Origin of the sequence: Buchnera aphidicola (Aphis aurantii) (assembly GCF_039388985.1) — a bacterium.
Taxonomy (GTDB): domain Bacteria; phylum Pseudomonadota; class Gammaproteobacteria; order Enterobacterales; family Enterobacteriaceae; genus Buchnera; species Buchnera aphidicola_BL.
Genome location: NZ_CP135021.1, coordinates 231,989 through 247,750 on the forward strand (window position 1 = coordinate 231,989; position 15,762 = coordinate 247,750).

Annotated in this window: 13 protein-coding genes and 1 pseudogene; all 14 read right to left on the reverse strand. The window is 25.5% G+C overall.

The window, feature by feature from the left end:
- Positions 1-262: 262 nt before the first annotated feature.
- Entirely contained in the window at positions 263-1,198 is a 936-nt protein-coding gene (locus RJT32_RS01080; protein ID WP_343154441.1) for a D-alanine--D-alanine ligase, read from the reverse strand.
- Positions 1,199-1,202: 4 nt separating this feature from the next.
- On the reverse strand, positions 1,203-2,648 hold the full coding sequence (murC, locus tag RJT32_RS01085) for a UDP-N-acetylmuramate--L-alanine ligase (RefSeq protein ID WP_343154442.1): 1,446 nt from the start codon (positions 2,646-2,648) through the stop codon (positions 1,203-1,205).
- 25 nt (positions 2,649-2,673) lie between these two features.
- Complete coding sequence (murG, locus tag RJT32_RS01090) at positions 2,674-3,735, reverse strand: undecaprenyldiphospho-muramoylpentapeptide beta-N-acetylglucosaminyltransferase (RefSeq protein WP_343154443.1); 1,062 nt, start codon at positions 3,733-3,735, stop codon at positions 2,674-2,676.
- Positions 3,732-4,880 (reverse strand): annotated as a pseudogene (ftsW, locus tag RJT32_RS01095) (cell division protein FtsW); the annotation flags it as partial. The gene murG and the pseudogene ftsW, both read right to left, overlap by 4 nt.
- A gap of 16 nt (positions 4,881-4,896) precedes the next feature.
- The gene (murD, locus tag RJT32_RS01100; protein WP_343154444.1) at positions 4,897-6,213 is read right to left on the reverse strand and encodes a UDP-N-acetylmuramoyl-L-alanine--D-glutamate ligase; all 1,317 of its coding nucleotides are present in this window, start codon (positions 6,211-6,213) and stop codon (positions 4,897-4,899) included.
- On the reverse strand, positions 6,203-7,279 hold the full coding sequence (mraY, locus tag RJT32_RS01105; protein WP_343154445.1) for a phospho-N-acetylmuramoyl-pentapeptide-transferase: 1,077 nt from the start codon (positions 7,277-7,279) through the stop codon (positions 6,203-6,205). The genes murD and mraY overlap by 11 nt, the downstream gene beginning before the upstream one ends.
- Complete coding sequence (locus tag RJT32_RS01110) at positions 7,263-7,853, reverse strand: glutamate ligase domain-containing protein (protein WP_343154446.1); 591 nt, start codon at positions 7,851-7,853, stop codon at positions 7,263-7,265. The genes mraY and RJT32_RS01110 overlap by 17 nt, the downstream gene beginning before the upstream one ends.
- Positions 7,829-8,644 (reverse strand): UDP-N-acetylmuramoyl-tripeptide--D-alanyl-D-alanine ligase, encoded by an 816-nt coding sequence (locus tag RJT32_RS01115; protein WP_343154447.1) that lies wholly within the window; start codon positions 8,642-8,644, stop codon positions 7,829-7,831. Before RJT32_RS01115 ends, RJT32_RS01110 begins: the two co-directional genes overlap by 25 nt.
- On the reverse strand, positions 8,613-10,133 hold the full coding sequence (murE, locus tag RJT32_RS01120) for a UDP-N-acetylmuramoyl-L-alanyl-D-glutamate--2,6-diaminopimelate ligase (RefSeq protein WP_343154448.1): 1,521 nt from the start codon (positions 10,131-10,133) through the stop codon (positions 8,613-8,615). The genes RJT32_RS01115 and murE overlap by 32 nt, the downstream gene beginning before the upstream one ends.
- A 19-nt stretch (positions 10,134-10,152) precedes the next feature.
- Positions 10,153-11,871 (reverse strand): peptidoglycan glycosyltransferase FtsI, encoded by a 1,719-nt coding sequence (gene ftsI / locus RJT32_RS01125; protein ID WP_343154449.1) that lies wholly within the window; start codon positions 11,869-11,871, stop codon positions 10,153-10,155.
- A gap of 98 nt (positions 11,872-11,969) precedes the next feature.
- Entirely contained in the window at positions 11,970-12,218 is a 249-nt protein-coding gene (gene ftsL, locus RJT32_RS01130) for a cell division protein FtsL (protein ID WP_343154450.1), read from the reverse strand.
- Between the two features lie 4 nt (positions 12,219-12,222).
- Positions 12,223-13,164 carry a 16S rRNA (cytosine(1402)-N(4))-methyltransferase RsmH gene (gene rsmH, locus RJT32_RS01135; protein ID WP_343154451.1) on the reverse strand — a complete coding sequence of 314 codons (942 nt, stop codon included), beginning with the start codon at positions 13,162-13,164 and terminating at the stop codon, positions 12,223-12,225.
- A 148-nt stretch (positions 13,165-13,312) separates the two neighbouring features.
- Complete coding sequence (gene ilvN / locus RJT32_RS01140) at positions 13,313-13,786, reverse strand: acetolactate synthase small subunit (protein ID WP_343154452.1); 474 nt, start codon at positions 13,784-13,786, stop codon at positions 13,313-13,315.
- A gap of 9 nt (positions 13,787-13,795) precedes the next feature.
- Positions 13,796-15,511: an acetolactate synthase 3 large subunit gene (locus RJT32_RS01145; RefSeq protein ID WP_343154453.1), complete on the reverse strand. Its 1,716-nt coding sequence runs from the start codon at positions 15,509-15,511 to the stop codon at positions 13,796-13,798.
- Positions 15,512-15,762 lie beyond the last annotated feature (251 nt).

Sequence of the window (15,762 nt, forward strand, 5' to 3'; positions counted from 1 at the left end):
ATAATGTTTTTAAAATTGTTTATTTAGACAGAAATAAGGTTTTAAAAATTTATGTTTTTTAAAATTTTTTAATTATTATATTTTATAATTTTATTTTTAAAAAATTAAATTTTTAAAAATATAGAAATATTGTTAAATAACATTTTTAATTGTGTACGCTTTATAAGCGATAGAAATATTCATTTTTAATAAGTTTATCAAGCAATAATAAAGGTTTTATTTTATAATACTTTAATATTTTAAATAAGTTTAAATTATAATATTAATAATTATTTGGTATAATAGTTTTATTTAAAATTTTTAGCACTAATGTATCAAATGATATACCTGCAGCATTGGCAGCTATTGGGAGTAAACTTCGATTTGTCATTCCTGGAATAGTATTTATTTCTAGTAACCAGAATTTATTATTTTTATCTAATATCAAATCAATTCTTCCGCAACCGTTACACCCTAATATATTCCAAGCTTTTTTTGATATTGTTTTAATTGTTATTTCTTCATTTTTATTTAATCCACTTGGGCATAAATATTGAGTAGAAGACAATTGGTATTTTGAAGAATAATCATAAAAATTATTTTTTGAAATAATTCGTATAGAAGGCAAGATTTTTGTATCAAGAATTGAAACAGTATATTCTTCTCCTTTAATAAATTTTTCAATCAAAATAGTATTACTATATTTAAATGCTGTTTCAACCGATTTTTTTAATTGTTCTTTTGAGTGAATTAACGTTATTCCTATACTTGATCCTTGATTATTAGGTTTTATTATAAGTGGGTATTCTAATTGAGAAAATTTTTTTTCTAAAAAAAAACATGAATTTTTTAAAAAATTTTCTTTTTGAATATATAGATCTGGTATTACATGAAGACCAATAGATTTCCATAGTAATTTTGTTTTTTTCTTATCTAAAGATATAGAAGATGCCATAATTCCACTACCAGTATAAGGAATATTTAAATATTCTAATACTCCTTGAATGCTTCCATCTTCACCTCCTTGACCATGAAGTGCAATGTATGCAGTATTGAAGCCTTGTTTTTTTAACTGCATAATAGGAAAATCACGTGTGTCAAATGGATACGCGTTAATACCAGATCGAATTAAACTTTTTAAAACCGCATCGCCTGATGCTATTGATATTTGGCGTTCTGAAGAATTACCACCGAGTAATACCGCCACTTTTTTTTTCATATTTTCACTTGTTGTTTTTTTTGATAAAAATTTCATTAGCTATTTTTTCTATATTTCCAGCGCCTTGTATCAAAATAATATCATTTCCATTTAGATAAGAAATAATAGAATTTAATATTAATGTATAATCTGTAACAAAAACTACATTTTTATTTTTTATTTTTTTTATGTCATTATATAATGATTGACTGTCTGCGCCATTAATCATTTCTTCATTTGCAGAATAAACATTTAATATTAGTAGTTTATCTACTTGAGATAAAACTTTAATAAATTCATTATATAAATTATATGTTCTTGTATATCGATGAGGTTGAAATATCATTATTAAATTTTTTTTAGGCCAACTTATTCTTATTGTTTGAATATTTTTAAATAGTTCATTAGGATGGTGACCATAATCATCTATTAACATAATATTATCTTTTACAATACCATTTTTTTTAATCAAAATCTTTCCAAGATATTCAAATCTTCTACATGTACCTTTAAAATTTTTTAATGATTTAAGAATTTTATGATCGGAAATTTTTTGTTTCATAGCTATTGCTATTGCAGCTGCTGCATTTAAAGCATTGTGTTGTCCTGCCATTTTCAAAGTAACTTTTAAATTTGATATATTGTTTTTTCGTATCACAGTAAAGCTTGAAGAAAAGTTATTTTGTTTGTAAGAAGTAATATGAATTTTAGCAGATTTATTAAATCCATATGTAATGATTTTACATTTTATTTTTGGAATTATATCTCGTATAGCATCATTATCTATACATAACACAACTGTTTTATCTAACGGAATTTTATTTATAAATTTTAAAAATGACTGTTTTAATAAATTAAAATCATTATTATAATGATTCATATGATCAGGCTCAATGTTAGTTACAACGATAGTTTTAGGATTTAAATAAAGAAATGAACTATCACTCTCATCTGCCTCTACGATAAAATAGTTAGAATATCCTAGTCTGGAATAAGAATTAATTGATTTTATTAAACCACCATTAATAATAGTAGGATCTAATTGATTTTCATTAAATATATCAAAAATCATTGAAGTAGTAGTAGTTTTTCCATGTGTACCAGAAACAGCTATTCCAAATTTATGTTGCATTAATATTTGTAACATCTCTGCTCTTAATAATATAGGAATATTTTTTTTTTTAGCTTCTATAACTTCCGGATTAGTTGATGAAATAGCACTAGATATAATAACGAAATCAATATTTTTGATATTTTTTTTGGAATGTTGAAAATAAATTATTGCTCCTAATTTGATTAGGTTTTTTGTAATAGAGGTTTGTAATATATCGGAACCACTAATTTTATATCCTAATTGTAATAAAATCAAAGCAATTCCATTCATTCCAGAACCTCCAATACCTATGAAATGAATTTTATTGAATGATTTATTTACAAAGAAATTATTTTTTTTTATGTATTTTATATTCATTTTTATATATTTAATTGTTAATAATTTATTTTTCACAAATATTATTAATTATTTGAAAAATTTTTTCTGTAGAATTTCTTTCTCCAAGAGAAAATGCCTTTTTTGCCATTATAAGTAATTTTTTTCTATCTAAGGAATTTAATATATTTGCTATTAATTTCGCATTAAATTCAGATTGATCAATAATTCTTGCAGCACCATTATTTTTTAGATCTTGTGCATTTAATAATTGTTGTTGATCTTTATGTGGATATGGTATAAAAATTGCTCCGATTCCTACAGTGGCAATTTCACTTACAGTAAGAGCACCAGATCTAGATATTACGATATCAGCCCATTCATATGCAGAAGCTATATTTTCAATAAAAGCATTAACCATATATTGATAAAATCCATATGTTTGATATGTTTGTTTTGTTTTTTCTAGTTCATTTTTTCCCACTTGATGCCAAATAATAACTTTTGATTTTAAAAAAAATGATATTTTAGGTAAAGTACTATTAAAAATAGATGAACCTTGACTTCCTCCAATAATTAGTATTCGAAGAGGGCCAGATCTATTTTGAAAACGCTTCATAGGTGGTGGAATTTTGATAATATCTTCTCGAATTGGATTGCCTACAACTTCGGCATTTTTTAAAGAGCCTTTAAAAGCCTGCATATTTTTTGTAGATATTTTGGAAAGAAAACGATTTGTAATACCTGGAACTTTGTTTTGTTCATGTAAAATAAAAGGAACTTTTGAAGTCCACGCTGCCAATCCTCCGGGGCCGGATACATACCCACCCATACCTAATACAATGTTGGGCAAGTAATTTTTCATAATTTTTTTGATTTTAAAATAAGATTTCAATATATATATTGGAGAAACAATTAAGGTTTTTAAGTTAGCGTTAATTAATCCATTTATATGAATAAAATGAATTTTAATATTATACTTTGGAACAATGTCAGACTCTATTTTATTTTTTGTTCCTATCCAATTAATACTCCAGCCGTTTTTTATTAAATAATTTGCTATAGTTACCGCTGGAAATACATGCCCACCACTACCACCTGCTATAATTATAATTTTTTTAGAACTCATTTAATTTCCTTAGGTAAAGCTTGATTTTTACTTAACCGTAGTTCAAAATCAATTCTTAATAAGATACAAATAGCCATCAAATTAATAATTAAACTTGAACCTCCATAACTAATTAATGGCAAAGTAAGTCCTTTAGTTGGTAATATTCCAGTAACAGCTCCAATGTTGATTAAGGTTTGAAAACTAAACCATAAACCAATAGAACAAGCTAAAAATCCTGAAAAAATTTGTTGTTTTTCCAAAGATTTTTGACCTATATACATGGCTCGAAAAGAAATCATAAAAATAGTTAATAATATAAGAAAACAACCTATATATCCTAATTCTTCACCTATAATAGAAAAAATAAAATCACTATGAGCTTCTGGTAAATAGTTTAGTTTTTGTATCGAATTTCCCAAACCTTGCCCAAAAAAGTGTCCTCTTCCAAAAGCTATTAATGATTGTGTTAGCTGATATCCATTTCCAAATGGATCTTTCCAGGGATTCCAAAATGATAATATTCTATTTATACGATATGGTTTTATTAATATTAAAAATATTACTATTAGTAATACGATAAAAATAATTGAAAAAAATTGTTTTATTTTTGCTCCAGAAAGAAATAAAATTGACAAAGTAGTAAGTAGCAAAACAACAACTGTTCCTAAATCCGGTTCTGCTAATAAAAGAGTTGATTGTATAGCAATGATACTGATGGGTTTTAAAAATCCCCAAAAATTATTATGTACTTCTTTAATTTTTCGTGATAAGTAATTAGAAATATAAAGAAAAGAAGAAATTTTACATATTTCAGCAGGTTGTATATGTAATATACCTATACTAATCCATCTATAAGAACCATGTACTGATTTACCTATAAGCAATACAAAAATAAGCAATAATATTGAAAATATTAGTATAATATTGCTATATTGCTTCCAAAATATCATAGGAATACGTAAAAGAAAGAAAGATAATAAAAATATTAAAACAAAATAAAATACTTCTCTTTTTGCAAAAAAAAAGGGATCTTTGTACAAACTTTGTCCTATAGGTATAGATGTAGATACTACCATAATTAATCCAGTCACACATAAAGCTAAAGTTAACCAGACTAGTATTCTATCGTATAATATGATATGCTTTTTTTTGCTTTTTTTTGCTTTTTTTTTAAAAACATTAACTTAATTCCTTTGATAATGTTATGAAAAGATTACCTCTTTCTTCAAAGTTATTAAATTGATCTTTACTGCTACATCCTGGAGATAAAAGTACTACATCACCTGATTTGACTTTTTTAGATATTAAAATCATAGCTGTTTTCAAATCGTGAACGTAAATAGATTTTTTTTGACATATTTTTGATATATTCATACCATCTTTTCCAAAACAATAGATTCTAATTTTTAATTTTTCTAAACAATTTTTAAGAATGTTAAAATTAGCAGATTTTTTATCCCCCCCTAATAATAACCATATTGTTCCTTGGGTATTAATGTTTTCTAGAGCTATCTGGGTACTATTAACATTTGTGGATTTTGAATCATTAATCCAAGATATATTGTTACATCTTCGTACTATTTGAAATCGATGTGGCAAATTTATAAACGTACTAAGTATTTTTTTAGATTTATCTCTTGGGAAATTCATAACGTCTGCAATTGCTAATGATACCAAAGCATTGTTATAGTTTTGATGCCCATAAAGTGATGTTTTTGATACATCAAGTACTTTTTTATTTTTGCAATATAAAAAAATATTACTTTTTTCATTATTAATATAATAATCGCTATTATTCGTGCCAAAAGTAATATATTTTTTATTTTGTTTTTTTAAAAAAAAGTTGTTTTCTTTTAAATTAATTAAACATGTTTCTGCATTGTTATAAATAGATAGTTTGATTTTTTTATATTGTTTAAATCCTTTTGGATATCTATCTAAGTGATCTTCTTTAATATTTAGCACTACAGCTATTTTAGATTTTAAGCTGATTATATTTTCTAATTGAAAACTTGATAATTCTAGTATATATAAATCATTTTTTTTTTCTAGCATTTCTAATGCTGGAAACCCAATATTACCTCCTAAACCAACTTTATATTCTGATTGTTCCGCAATGTTTTTTATCATTGTAGCTACAGTGCTTTTTCCATTAGTACCGGTAATAGAAATAATAGGAGCTTGAGCTTCTCTGGAAAATAATTCAATATCACTAATTATTTCAATACCTAATATTTTGGCTTCTATTAAAATAGGTTTAAATGAAGATATTCCAGGACTAATAATAATTAAATCTGATTCTAAAATCCATTTTTTTTCTAAAATTCCTAACTTATATTGAATATTTTTAGGGAGTTTGTATAAGCAATCAGGATTTTTAGATTCATCAATTATTTTAGGAGTTATTCCTTTTTTTAAAAAAAAATTAATACAAGAGATTCCAGTTAATCCTATACCTAAAATTAAGATTTTTTTTCCTGAATATTTATATGACATCGTGTATCCTTAAAGAGATAACTCCTATTAATAACAATATAAAAGATATTATCCAAAATCTAATAGTAATTAAAGGTTCTGACAATCCTTTTATTTCATAATGATGATGAATTGGAGCCATTTTGAATATTCTTTTTTTTCTCATTTTAAAATAAATAACTTGTAATATGACAGACATGGTTTCAATAACAAAAATACCACCCATTAATAATAATAATAATTCTTGATGTAATAATATCGATATTATTCCTAGTGCTCCACCTAATGATAAAGACCCAACATCTCCCATAAATATTTTAGCCGGATAAGTATTAAACCATAAAAAACCTAATCCAGAACCTACAATTGATGCACATAAAACACTAAGTTCATTCGATTTCTCTGAATATGAAATATTTATATTATTACATATATTAATATCAGAGCTAAAAAAAGCAATTAAACCAAATCCAAAGGATAAAAAAATTACTGGCATTATTGCTAATCCATCTAATCCATCTGTTAAGTTTACTCCATTACTTGAACCAACAATCACTAAGTAAGATAAAAATATATAAAGATAATTTATTTTAAAAGATATTGCTTTATAGAAAGGAATAATTATTTCTATAGCGATACTATTTTCTTGATGAGCATACATAATATAAAGAAGTAATATAGCAATTATTGATAATCCAAGAAATTTATATAATATTTTTAAACCCACTGAATTTTGAAATTTAATTTTTTTGTAATCATCCAATAACCCAATTACACCATATCCTATTAAAATAAAAAGAACATACCAGATATATGTGTTGTTTAAATCGCAGTAAAAAAAAGTAGAAAAAAATATTGAAATAACAATAAACACTCCACCCATAGTAGGAGTATTGTTTTTCTTGAAATGTCCGGTAGGACCTTCTGTTCTTATTATTTGAAATGTTTGAAATTTTTTAAAATACGATATAATATATGGTCCAACAAATAAATTTATAAAAAACGATGTTAATAAACTAAATATTATTCGACAAGAAATTAAAGCAAACATTTTAATATTTAAGTATTGGTTAATTAAAAATATCATTTTTTTTAGACTCATGCATCAAATATTCTACAATTGTTTCCATTTTCATATTACGCGAACCTTTAATGAGAACTGTGCTTTTATTTTGCATCAAAATTGTTTCTTTAAGATCTTTCTTTAATAGATTTTTTTGTTTTATGGAAAAATGTTTTGCATTTTTACATATTTTATAAATTTCATGACTGTATTTTCCAAAACTAAAAATATAATCAATATTTGATAAGCTAGAAATATTTCCTATAATTTTATGATATAACACACTTTTTTCACCTAATTCTGCCATGTCTCCTATAACTAATATTTTATAACCTGGCATTTTTTCTAAAATTTTAATTGAGATAATCATAGAAGCTACGTTGGCATTATACGTATCATTAATTAAAATAATATTTTTACTTAATTTAATAGGTTCTAATCGACCCGGTATAATAGGAGATTCTAATAATCCAGTTTGGATTTGTTTTAATGGTGTATTAATTGCAAATGCGAGTGCGCTAGCAGCTAAAGCATTAGATATGCTTTGATACCCTAGGTAAGGTAATACAATATTTATTTTTCCAGATGGTGTATGCATAATAAAACATGTTTGATTTGCATAAATTTTAATATTAGTAGCAAAAAAATGACTTTCTTTTTTTTTTTAATAGAAAAATAAAATATTTTTTTATTTTGAATTTTTTTTATCCATTGTGAAAGATGGTTACTATCTAAATTAATAATAACTATACCTTGATTTTTTAAATGAGATAATATTTCTGATTTTTCTTTTGATATGCCTAATAATGATCTAAATCCTTCTAAATGTGAGTGATAAATATTATTTATTAGTGCGATATTTGGTTGAGTAATTTTGGAGAGGTAATGCATTTCTCCTGGATTGTTAGTTCCTAATTCAATTACTCCATATTTGTCTGTTTTTTTTAATTTTAATAAAGTAATGGGAACACCTATATGATTGTTTTCATTTTTAGAAGAGTATATTATATTTTTATTTTTTTTAAGTATAGAAACAGTCATTTCTTTAACTGAAGTTTTTCCACAAGATCCAGTAATAGCTAATATTTTTAAGTTAATTATATTACGAAGCCAATGTGCAATTTTTCCTAAAGCAATAGTAGTATCTTGTACTACAATATAAGAAATATAGGATGTTATATGTCTATTAGTTATTATTGCAGAACATCCTTGTTCAATCGCTTCTTGAATAAACAAATGTGCATCAAATTTTTTCCCTTTTATCGCGATAAATAAGGTGTTAGGCGCTATCTTTTTAGTATTAATGCTAATATTATTTATTATTTTATTTTTACCATATAACACACCATTTGTAATACTAGCAATTTTTTTTAATGACACAGGAATCATTTTTTTTTTCCAGTAAATTTAACACTACTTCTTGGTCTGAATAATTAATATACTGATCCCCAATGATTTGATAATTTTCATGACCTTTACCAGCAATAAAAATTATATCATCGATATTTGAGTGAAAAAAAACATAAGAAATAGCTTTTTTTCTATTTGGAATAATTATTAATTTTTTATTTTGTATACATCCAGATTTAATGTCTTTAATAATTTGATTTGGATTTTCGTTTCTAGGATTATCATTGGTAATTATTATTTGATCTGCTATTTTTTCTGCAATTTTACCCATTAAAGGGCGTTTTTTGTAATCTCTTTCTCCTCCACATCCAAATATGCACCATATTTTTTTTTTAGAATATTGAAATTTAATAGCATTGAGTGATTTTTTTAATGCATCAGGAGTATGAGCATAATCTATAATAACAATTGGTTTGTTAATTATATTAAATTTTTGCATTCGTCCATAGATTGGTTGCAGTTCAAGAGATGTTTTAATAAGATCAGATAATTTATAATTCATTTCTAACATACATGCTAGTGCTAATAATAAATTTTCTATGTTAAATTTTCCTATTAAACAAGTAGATAAAATTCCATCACCCCAACTAGACTCAAAGTTTATATCAATTTTTTCATTAAAAATTTTAATATCAATAGCATTGATCCATTTGTTAGAATATTTTTTTTGAGTACTATCTTGAATAGTAACTGCAATTGTATATTTATTAGAAAAAGTTTTTAACCATTTTTTTGCATATTTATCATTAGCATTTAATATTATTTTATTAACTTGATGATCAGTAAAAAATGAACGTTTAGCTAATTCATATGTTTTCATATTTTTATGATAATCTAAGTGATCTTGTGTTAAATTAGTAAATATTGCAGCATAAAACAATATATTTTTCACACGATTTTGAACTAAACCATGTGAAGACACCTCCATAGTAACTGATGCGACTTTATCAGATACTGAATATAAAAATGATTGTATATCAATCGTTGATGCAGTGGTGTTATCCGAAGGTTTTAATGATTTATGAAATCCATTACCAAGCGTTCCCATTGTTGCAATTTTATCACCTAATAATTCATGCCATTGATTAATCAGTTGTGTTACCGTAGTTTTTCCATTTGTTCCGGTAACTCCAATTACTTTTACTCGACTACTTGGTTTATTATAAAATCTTTCAGCTAAATTTGAAAGTTGTTGAGATAGTCTAAAAAAAGATATTATAGGAATATTATCAATGTAATTTATTTCACCATGTTTTTTTTTTTTTGTAGTTTCAGATAGAACTGCTGCTACTTTTTTAGAAATTGCTTCCAAGATAAAATCATGACCATTTTTTTTTTCGCCCTGTATAGCTATAAAAATATCTTTAGATGTTAATTTCCTACTATCTAATACTAGATTGTTAATACTTTTTTTTGGAATGTTTTTAATCCAAGGTAATAAAAAATATTGTAAGTTATGTTTTTTCATGACGTATGATGTAAATTTATTATTTTTTTAATAAATTATCTGGGTTAATTTTCATTTTTTTTAATACTAATGTCATTATGTTATTAAAAACTGGGGCAGAAACTGCACCTCCATAATATTTATTTCCTTTAGGATTATCAATAATAATAATCAGAGAAAATCTTGGGTTTTTAGAAGGAGCAACACCTGCAGTGTAAGCTACATATTTCTTAATATAAACACCATGATCTCCAACTTTTTTAGCTGTTCCTGTTTTGATGGAAAAATGATATTTTTCAATGTTTTTTTCAGTGCCACTTGCATCTGATAGAACTGTTTTTTCTAGCATTTTAAGTACTTTTTTCACATATTTTTCAGGGAAAATTCTTTTTTCATATAAGGGATGATTAATTTTTACAATAGAAAGTGGTCTATAAATTCCATAACTTCCAATAGTTGTATATAATCGAGCTAGTTGAAGTGGTGTAACCATTAATCCATATCCAAAAGAAAAAGTTGCTTTTTCTAAATCTGATAATACTTTCTTTTTTGGCAAGAATCCTTGATGCTCCCCTATCAATCCTAAGTTAGTTCGCTGACCTAATCCAAATTTTAAGTATGTATTTACTAAATTTTTACTTTCCATAGAAAGCGCAATTTTTGATACTCCAACATTACTAGAGTTTTGAAGTATTCCTGCTATACTTAATTGTTCATGATACGAAACATCTTTGATTTGATGTTTTTTGATAAAAAAAGGTTTAGTATTTATTACTGAATCTTCTGTAATAAGACCCTGTTTTAATGCTTCCATAATAATTATTGGCTTAACTGTTGAACCTGGTTCAAAAATATCTGTAATAGCTCGGTTTCGAAAATTTTCTGAAATTATATATTGTTTTGAATTTGGGTTATATGCAGGACTTGTAGCCATTGATAATATTTCTCCGGTTTTGATATCGATTAAGATAGCGATACCAAAGTCTGCTTTGTTTTTGTTTACTCCTTCGTATAATTTTTGATAAGTAATAGTTTGTATATCTTTGTTAATACTTAATGTTAGGTTTTTAGAATTATATTTATTAATTAAAGATTCGTTTTCAATTACACGACCTTGATTATCTTTTCTTATTTTTCTTTTTCCTGGTTTTCCTATTAAGTAATTATTAAAACTTTTTTCAACTCCCTCAATACCTTCATCATCTATATTATTAACTCCAATAAGTTGTGCTGCAATTTTTCCAGAAGGGTAATAACGTTTTGCTTCCTCTGTTAAATAAATACCAGGAAGTTTTAGTGCTTTGACATACTTACCAAGTTCAGGTTCAATTTGACGTGCTAAATAAATAAATCTTAAATTTTTATTAAAATTTGCATGAAAAATAATTTTTTTTAATGGGACAGAAATAGTCTGAGATAATGCTTGCCATCTTATATTATTTTCAATATCTATATTATCGTCAATCATACTGGGATCTATGAAAACTGCATTAACTGGAACAGTTACAGCCAATGGATATCCGAGGCGATCATGAATAATTCCTCTAGTATTTATGACAGGTTGTATCCTTAACGTTCTACGATCTCCTTCATATGATAGTTTTTTTGAATCAATAAATTGAAGAAATATTATACGTAATGTTAAGATAATCAAAAATGAAAAAACAACAGTATATAATGCTATAAAACGCCAATTTATATAAGTTGTTTTTTTTATTTTTTTATTTTTAAACGATTTGTTATTTTTTTTGATGTACATCATTTTATAATTATCTTATTTTTTGATATTTTTAAAAAAATTAATAAAATTTATAATTTGTTAAAATGTTTATTAAGCTAGAATCATTAAATATTTTATCAATCAATTGGCGGCATAGAAAGAGTGTTTTTTTCAATAATTAAATTTCTCCATTCTTCATTTTTTTTTTTTACTTCTATACGTAATTTTTCCTCTTCAGCAATTAACATTCGAGTTTTATAAACTATAATCACAATCGCATTGGCGGATAATATTATTGCAAATAATAAAATTAAATGGATTTTTCCAAATAAAAAAAAATCATTTTTAATAATATTTGGTAAATCATAGTGTTGTTTTTTATTCATTTTTTTATTTTAATATATGTTCTGCTGTGCGTAGTACAGAGCTTCGAGATCGAGGATTTTTTTGAATTTCTTCAATAGTTGGTAATAATCGATTTATTATTTTTAATTTACAAATTTTAAGTTTGTCTCTTTTTTTTTCTGTTATGGGCATTCCATGTGGAATTTGAGCTTTCATGCTATGTTTTATCATAAATTGTTTAGTGATTCTATCTTCCAGTGAATGAAAACTAATAACTGTAATACGCCCACCTGGTTTTAATATTTTTAATGAGCTTTCTAATGCATATTTTATTTCTTCTAGTTCTTGATTAATATAAATTCTAATTGCTTGAAAAGTTCGCTTAGCTGGATGTTTATACATATTTTTTTTTGGCGTGGCTTTTTTTATAATATTTACTAATTCTAAAGTTTTTGTTATTTTTTTTGTTTGATTATAATCTTTAATTGCATATGCAATTTTTTTAGCAAAACGTTCTTCTCCAAAATTTTTTAAAACAAAAATAATTTCTTTTACATCACTTTTGGAAATCCAATCTGAAGCTGTCATTCCAAAATTTTGGTTCATTCGCATATCTAGAGGTCCATTTTTTTTATATGAAAAACCTCTTTTACAATCTTCTATTTGTAATGAAGAAACTCCTAAATCAAATAGTATTCCATCTACATTTCCTATGATTTTTTTAGATCGTGCATAATTTAAAATATTTGAAAAAGTGTCATGAAGTATAAAAAATCGTTGATCTTGAATTTGATTGGCTATAAATATTGAATTGAAATCTTTATCAATAGCATACAATTTTCCATTTTTTCCTAATTTTTTTAAAATTTCACAAGAGTGTCCACCCATTCCAAATGTACTGTCAATGTAAATACCATTTTCTTGAATTTTTAATGATTTAATTACTTCTTTTGTCATTACAGGAATATGTTTTATATTTTGATTCATAATTTGGAATTTTTATAAATAAATAAAAAAGAAACATGATCATCTAATTATTTTTAAAATGACCATGTTAATAAATAAAAAATTGGTAAAAATTATATTTTTAGTTGATATTTTACAACACATAATAATAAAATATGTTCTTTTTAACTTATCCTCTAGAAATTCCTACTATACCAGAACGTGTCATTTCAATAATTTCGGATATATTTTTAATAATTTTAAGAAAAGAATCTAATTTTTTTGTGGTTCCGGAAAGTTGTAATACATATGTTTTAGCTGTAATATCTACAATTTGGCCTCGAAAAACTTCAGTAATATGTTTAATATCATTTTTACAATTATTTGTTTGTACCTTTAATAACATAATCTCACGCTCTATATGAGATGTTTGCTCAATTTTAACAACTCTTAAAACATCAATTAATTTATGTAATTGTTTTTCAATTTGTTCAATAGATTGTTCATTTCCTACTGTTTGTATAGTCATTTTCGATAAAGAAAGGTCTTCTGTAGGTGCTACAGTCACTGTTTCTATATTATAACCTCTTTGTGAAAATAACCCTATTACACGTGATAATGCACCTGATTCATTTTCTAAGAGAATAGATAAAATTCTTCGCATATATTTTATTTAAGAAACCTCTTTTTTCCTTAACCACATTTCATTCATACCACCTCCTTGAATTTGCATAGGATACACATGTTCAGAAGTATCTATTTGAATATCTAAAAAAACTAAATTTCCTTCAGATAATTTTTTTAATGCAAATATTAATTTTGCTTCTAATTCTTCTGTTTTATCTATACGAAGACCAATATGTCCATACGACTCTACTAGTTTTACGAAATCTGGAAGTGAATCCATATATGAGTGTGAATGTCTTCCGGAATAAATCATATCTTGCCATTGTTTAACCATGCCTAAAGAAGAATTATTTAAATTTACTATTAAAACCGGTAAATTATATTGTTTTGCAGTTGATAATTCTTGGATATTCATTTGAATACTACCATCACCAGTAATACAAACTACTGTGGCTTTTGGTATTGCTAATTTCACTCCTAATGCAGCGGGTAAACCAAATCCCATAGTACCCAATCCACCAGAATTAATCCAATGTCTAGGTTTGTTAAATTTATAGTATAGCGCTGCAAACATTTGATGTTGACCAACGTCAGAAGTAATATAACATATACCTTTAGTTAACTTGAAAAGAGTTTCAATAACATTTTGAGGTTTTATTTTTTTGCTTTTTACATTATATTCTAAACTTTTGGTTTTTTTCCATTCCTTTATAGTATCCCACCATGTTTTTAAAGAGTGAATTTTTTTTTCATGTTTGATTAGCTCTATTATTTCTTGTAAAACATGTTTTGAATCTCCAACTATTGGTACATCTGCAGGGACAGTTTTAGAGATTGACGTAGGATCAATATCAACATGTAAAATTGTTGCATTAGGACAATATTTTTTTAAATTATTTGTTGTTCGATCATCAAATCGAACTCCAATAGCAAAAATAACATCAGCATTATGCATTGCCATATTAGCTTCATAAGTGCCATGCATACCTAACATGGAAATACTTTGCGGGTGATTCCCTGGAAAAGCTCCTAAACCCATTAAAGAGGTTGTAACAGGACAACGAGTTTTTTCTGCAAATTTTATTAATTCATTACTACTATTAGAACTAATAACACCACCACCTGCATAAATAACGGGTTTTTTTGCTTTTAACAAGATGCTTAGCGCTTTTTTTATTTGTCCTTGATGACCTTTAGTTGTAGGATTGTAAGATCGTATGTGTACATTTTTATGCCATATCAATTCGAATTTACTTTTTTGTTTTAAAATATCTTTAGGTAAATCAATAACTACTGGTCCTGGACGTCCTGTGGAAGCTATCCAAAAAGCTTTTTTAAAAGTAATAGGTATATCTTCTGTTTTTTTGACTAAAAAACTATGTTTTACTATTGGTCGAGAAATACCAATCATATCACATTCTTGAAATGCATCATATCCAATTAAAGATGATGCTACTTGACCTGAAATTACTATCATTGGAATTGAATCCATATAAGCTGTAGCAATTCCAGTAATTGCATTTGTAGCACCTGGTCCAGAGGTAACCAATACTACTCCTATTTTACCAGTGGATCTTGCATATCCATCAGCCATATGAGTCGCTGCTTGTTCGTGTCTTACTAAAATATGTTCAATTCCACCAACAGTTTTTAGAGCATCATAAATATCTAGTACCGCACCACCAGGATAACCAAATATATGTTGTATTCCCTGATTAATTAATGATCTAATAACCATTTCGGCTCCTGATAATATTTCCATTTTTCCCTCCAGGATGCTATTTATTAGTTTGTTCCTAGTTTTTTATTTGTAGTTTATCCTGATAGTTTATCAAGTAAGCGTAGTATAGTTTGAAAATAGTTTAAAAATTTAAAAGAATGTTGTTATTTTATTTTTGTAATAATAAATAAAATTTTATTTATTATTACAAATATATTAAATACTATCAACAAATTGAAGTAAATGAAATAATTTTATACTTTATTTAACGTATATTTAAAATATTTTACTTT

Bases quoted from the DNA above. Each gene is read 5' to 3' on its own strand.
- ilvN (WP_343154452.1), bottom strand. From the start codon at position 13,786: ATGCGAAGAATTTTATCTATTCTCTTAGAAAATGAATCAGGTGCATTA.
- RJT32_RS01115 (WP_343154447.1), bottom strand. From the start codon at position 8,644: ATGATTCCTGTGTCATTAAAAAAAATTGCTAGTATTACAAATGGTGTG.
- murC (WP_343154442.1), bottom strand. From the start codon at position 2,648: ATGAATATAAAATACATAAAAAAAAATAATTTCTTTGTAAATAAATCA.
- ftsI (WP_343154449.1), bottom strand. From the start codon at position 11,871: ATGTACATCAAAAAAAATAACAAATCGTTTAAAAATAAAAAAATAAAA.
- RJT32_RS01145 (WP_343154453.1), bottom strand. From the start codon at position 15,511: ATGGAAATATTATCAGGAGCCGAAATGGTTATTAGATCATTAATTAAT.
- RJT32_RS01110 (WP_343154446.1), bottom strand. From the start codon at position 7,853: ATGCATACACCATCTGGAAAAATAAATATTGTATTACCTTACCTAGGG.
- murE (WP_343154448.1), bottom strand. From the start codon at position 10,133: ATGAAAAAACATAACTTACAATATTTTTTATTACCTTGGATTAAAAAC.
- ftsL (WP_343154450.1), bottom strand. From the start codon at position 12,218: ATGAATAAAAAACAACACTATGATTTACCAAATATTATTAAAAATGAT.
- murG (WP_343154443.1), bottom strand. From the start codon at position 3,735: ATGAGTTCTAAAAAAATTATAATTATAGCAGGTGGTAGTGGTGGGCAT.
- RJT32_RS01080 (WP_343154441.1), bottom strand. From the start codon at position 1,198: ATGAAAAAAAAAGTGGCGGTATTACTCGGTGGTAATTCTTCAGAACGC.
- murD (WP_343154444.1), bottom strand. From the start codon at position 6,213: ATGTCATATAAATATTCAGGAAAAAAAATCTTAATTTTAGGTATAGGA.
- rsmH (WP_343154451.1), bottom strand. From the start codon at position 13,164: ATGAATCAAAATATAAAACATATTCCTGTAATGACAAAAGAAGTAATT.
- mraY (WP_343154445.1), bottom strand. From the start codon at position 7,279: ATGATATTTTTAATTAACCAATACTTAAATATTAAAATGTTTGCTTTA.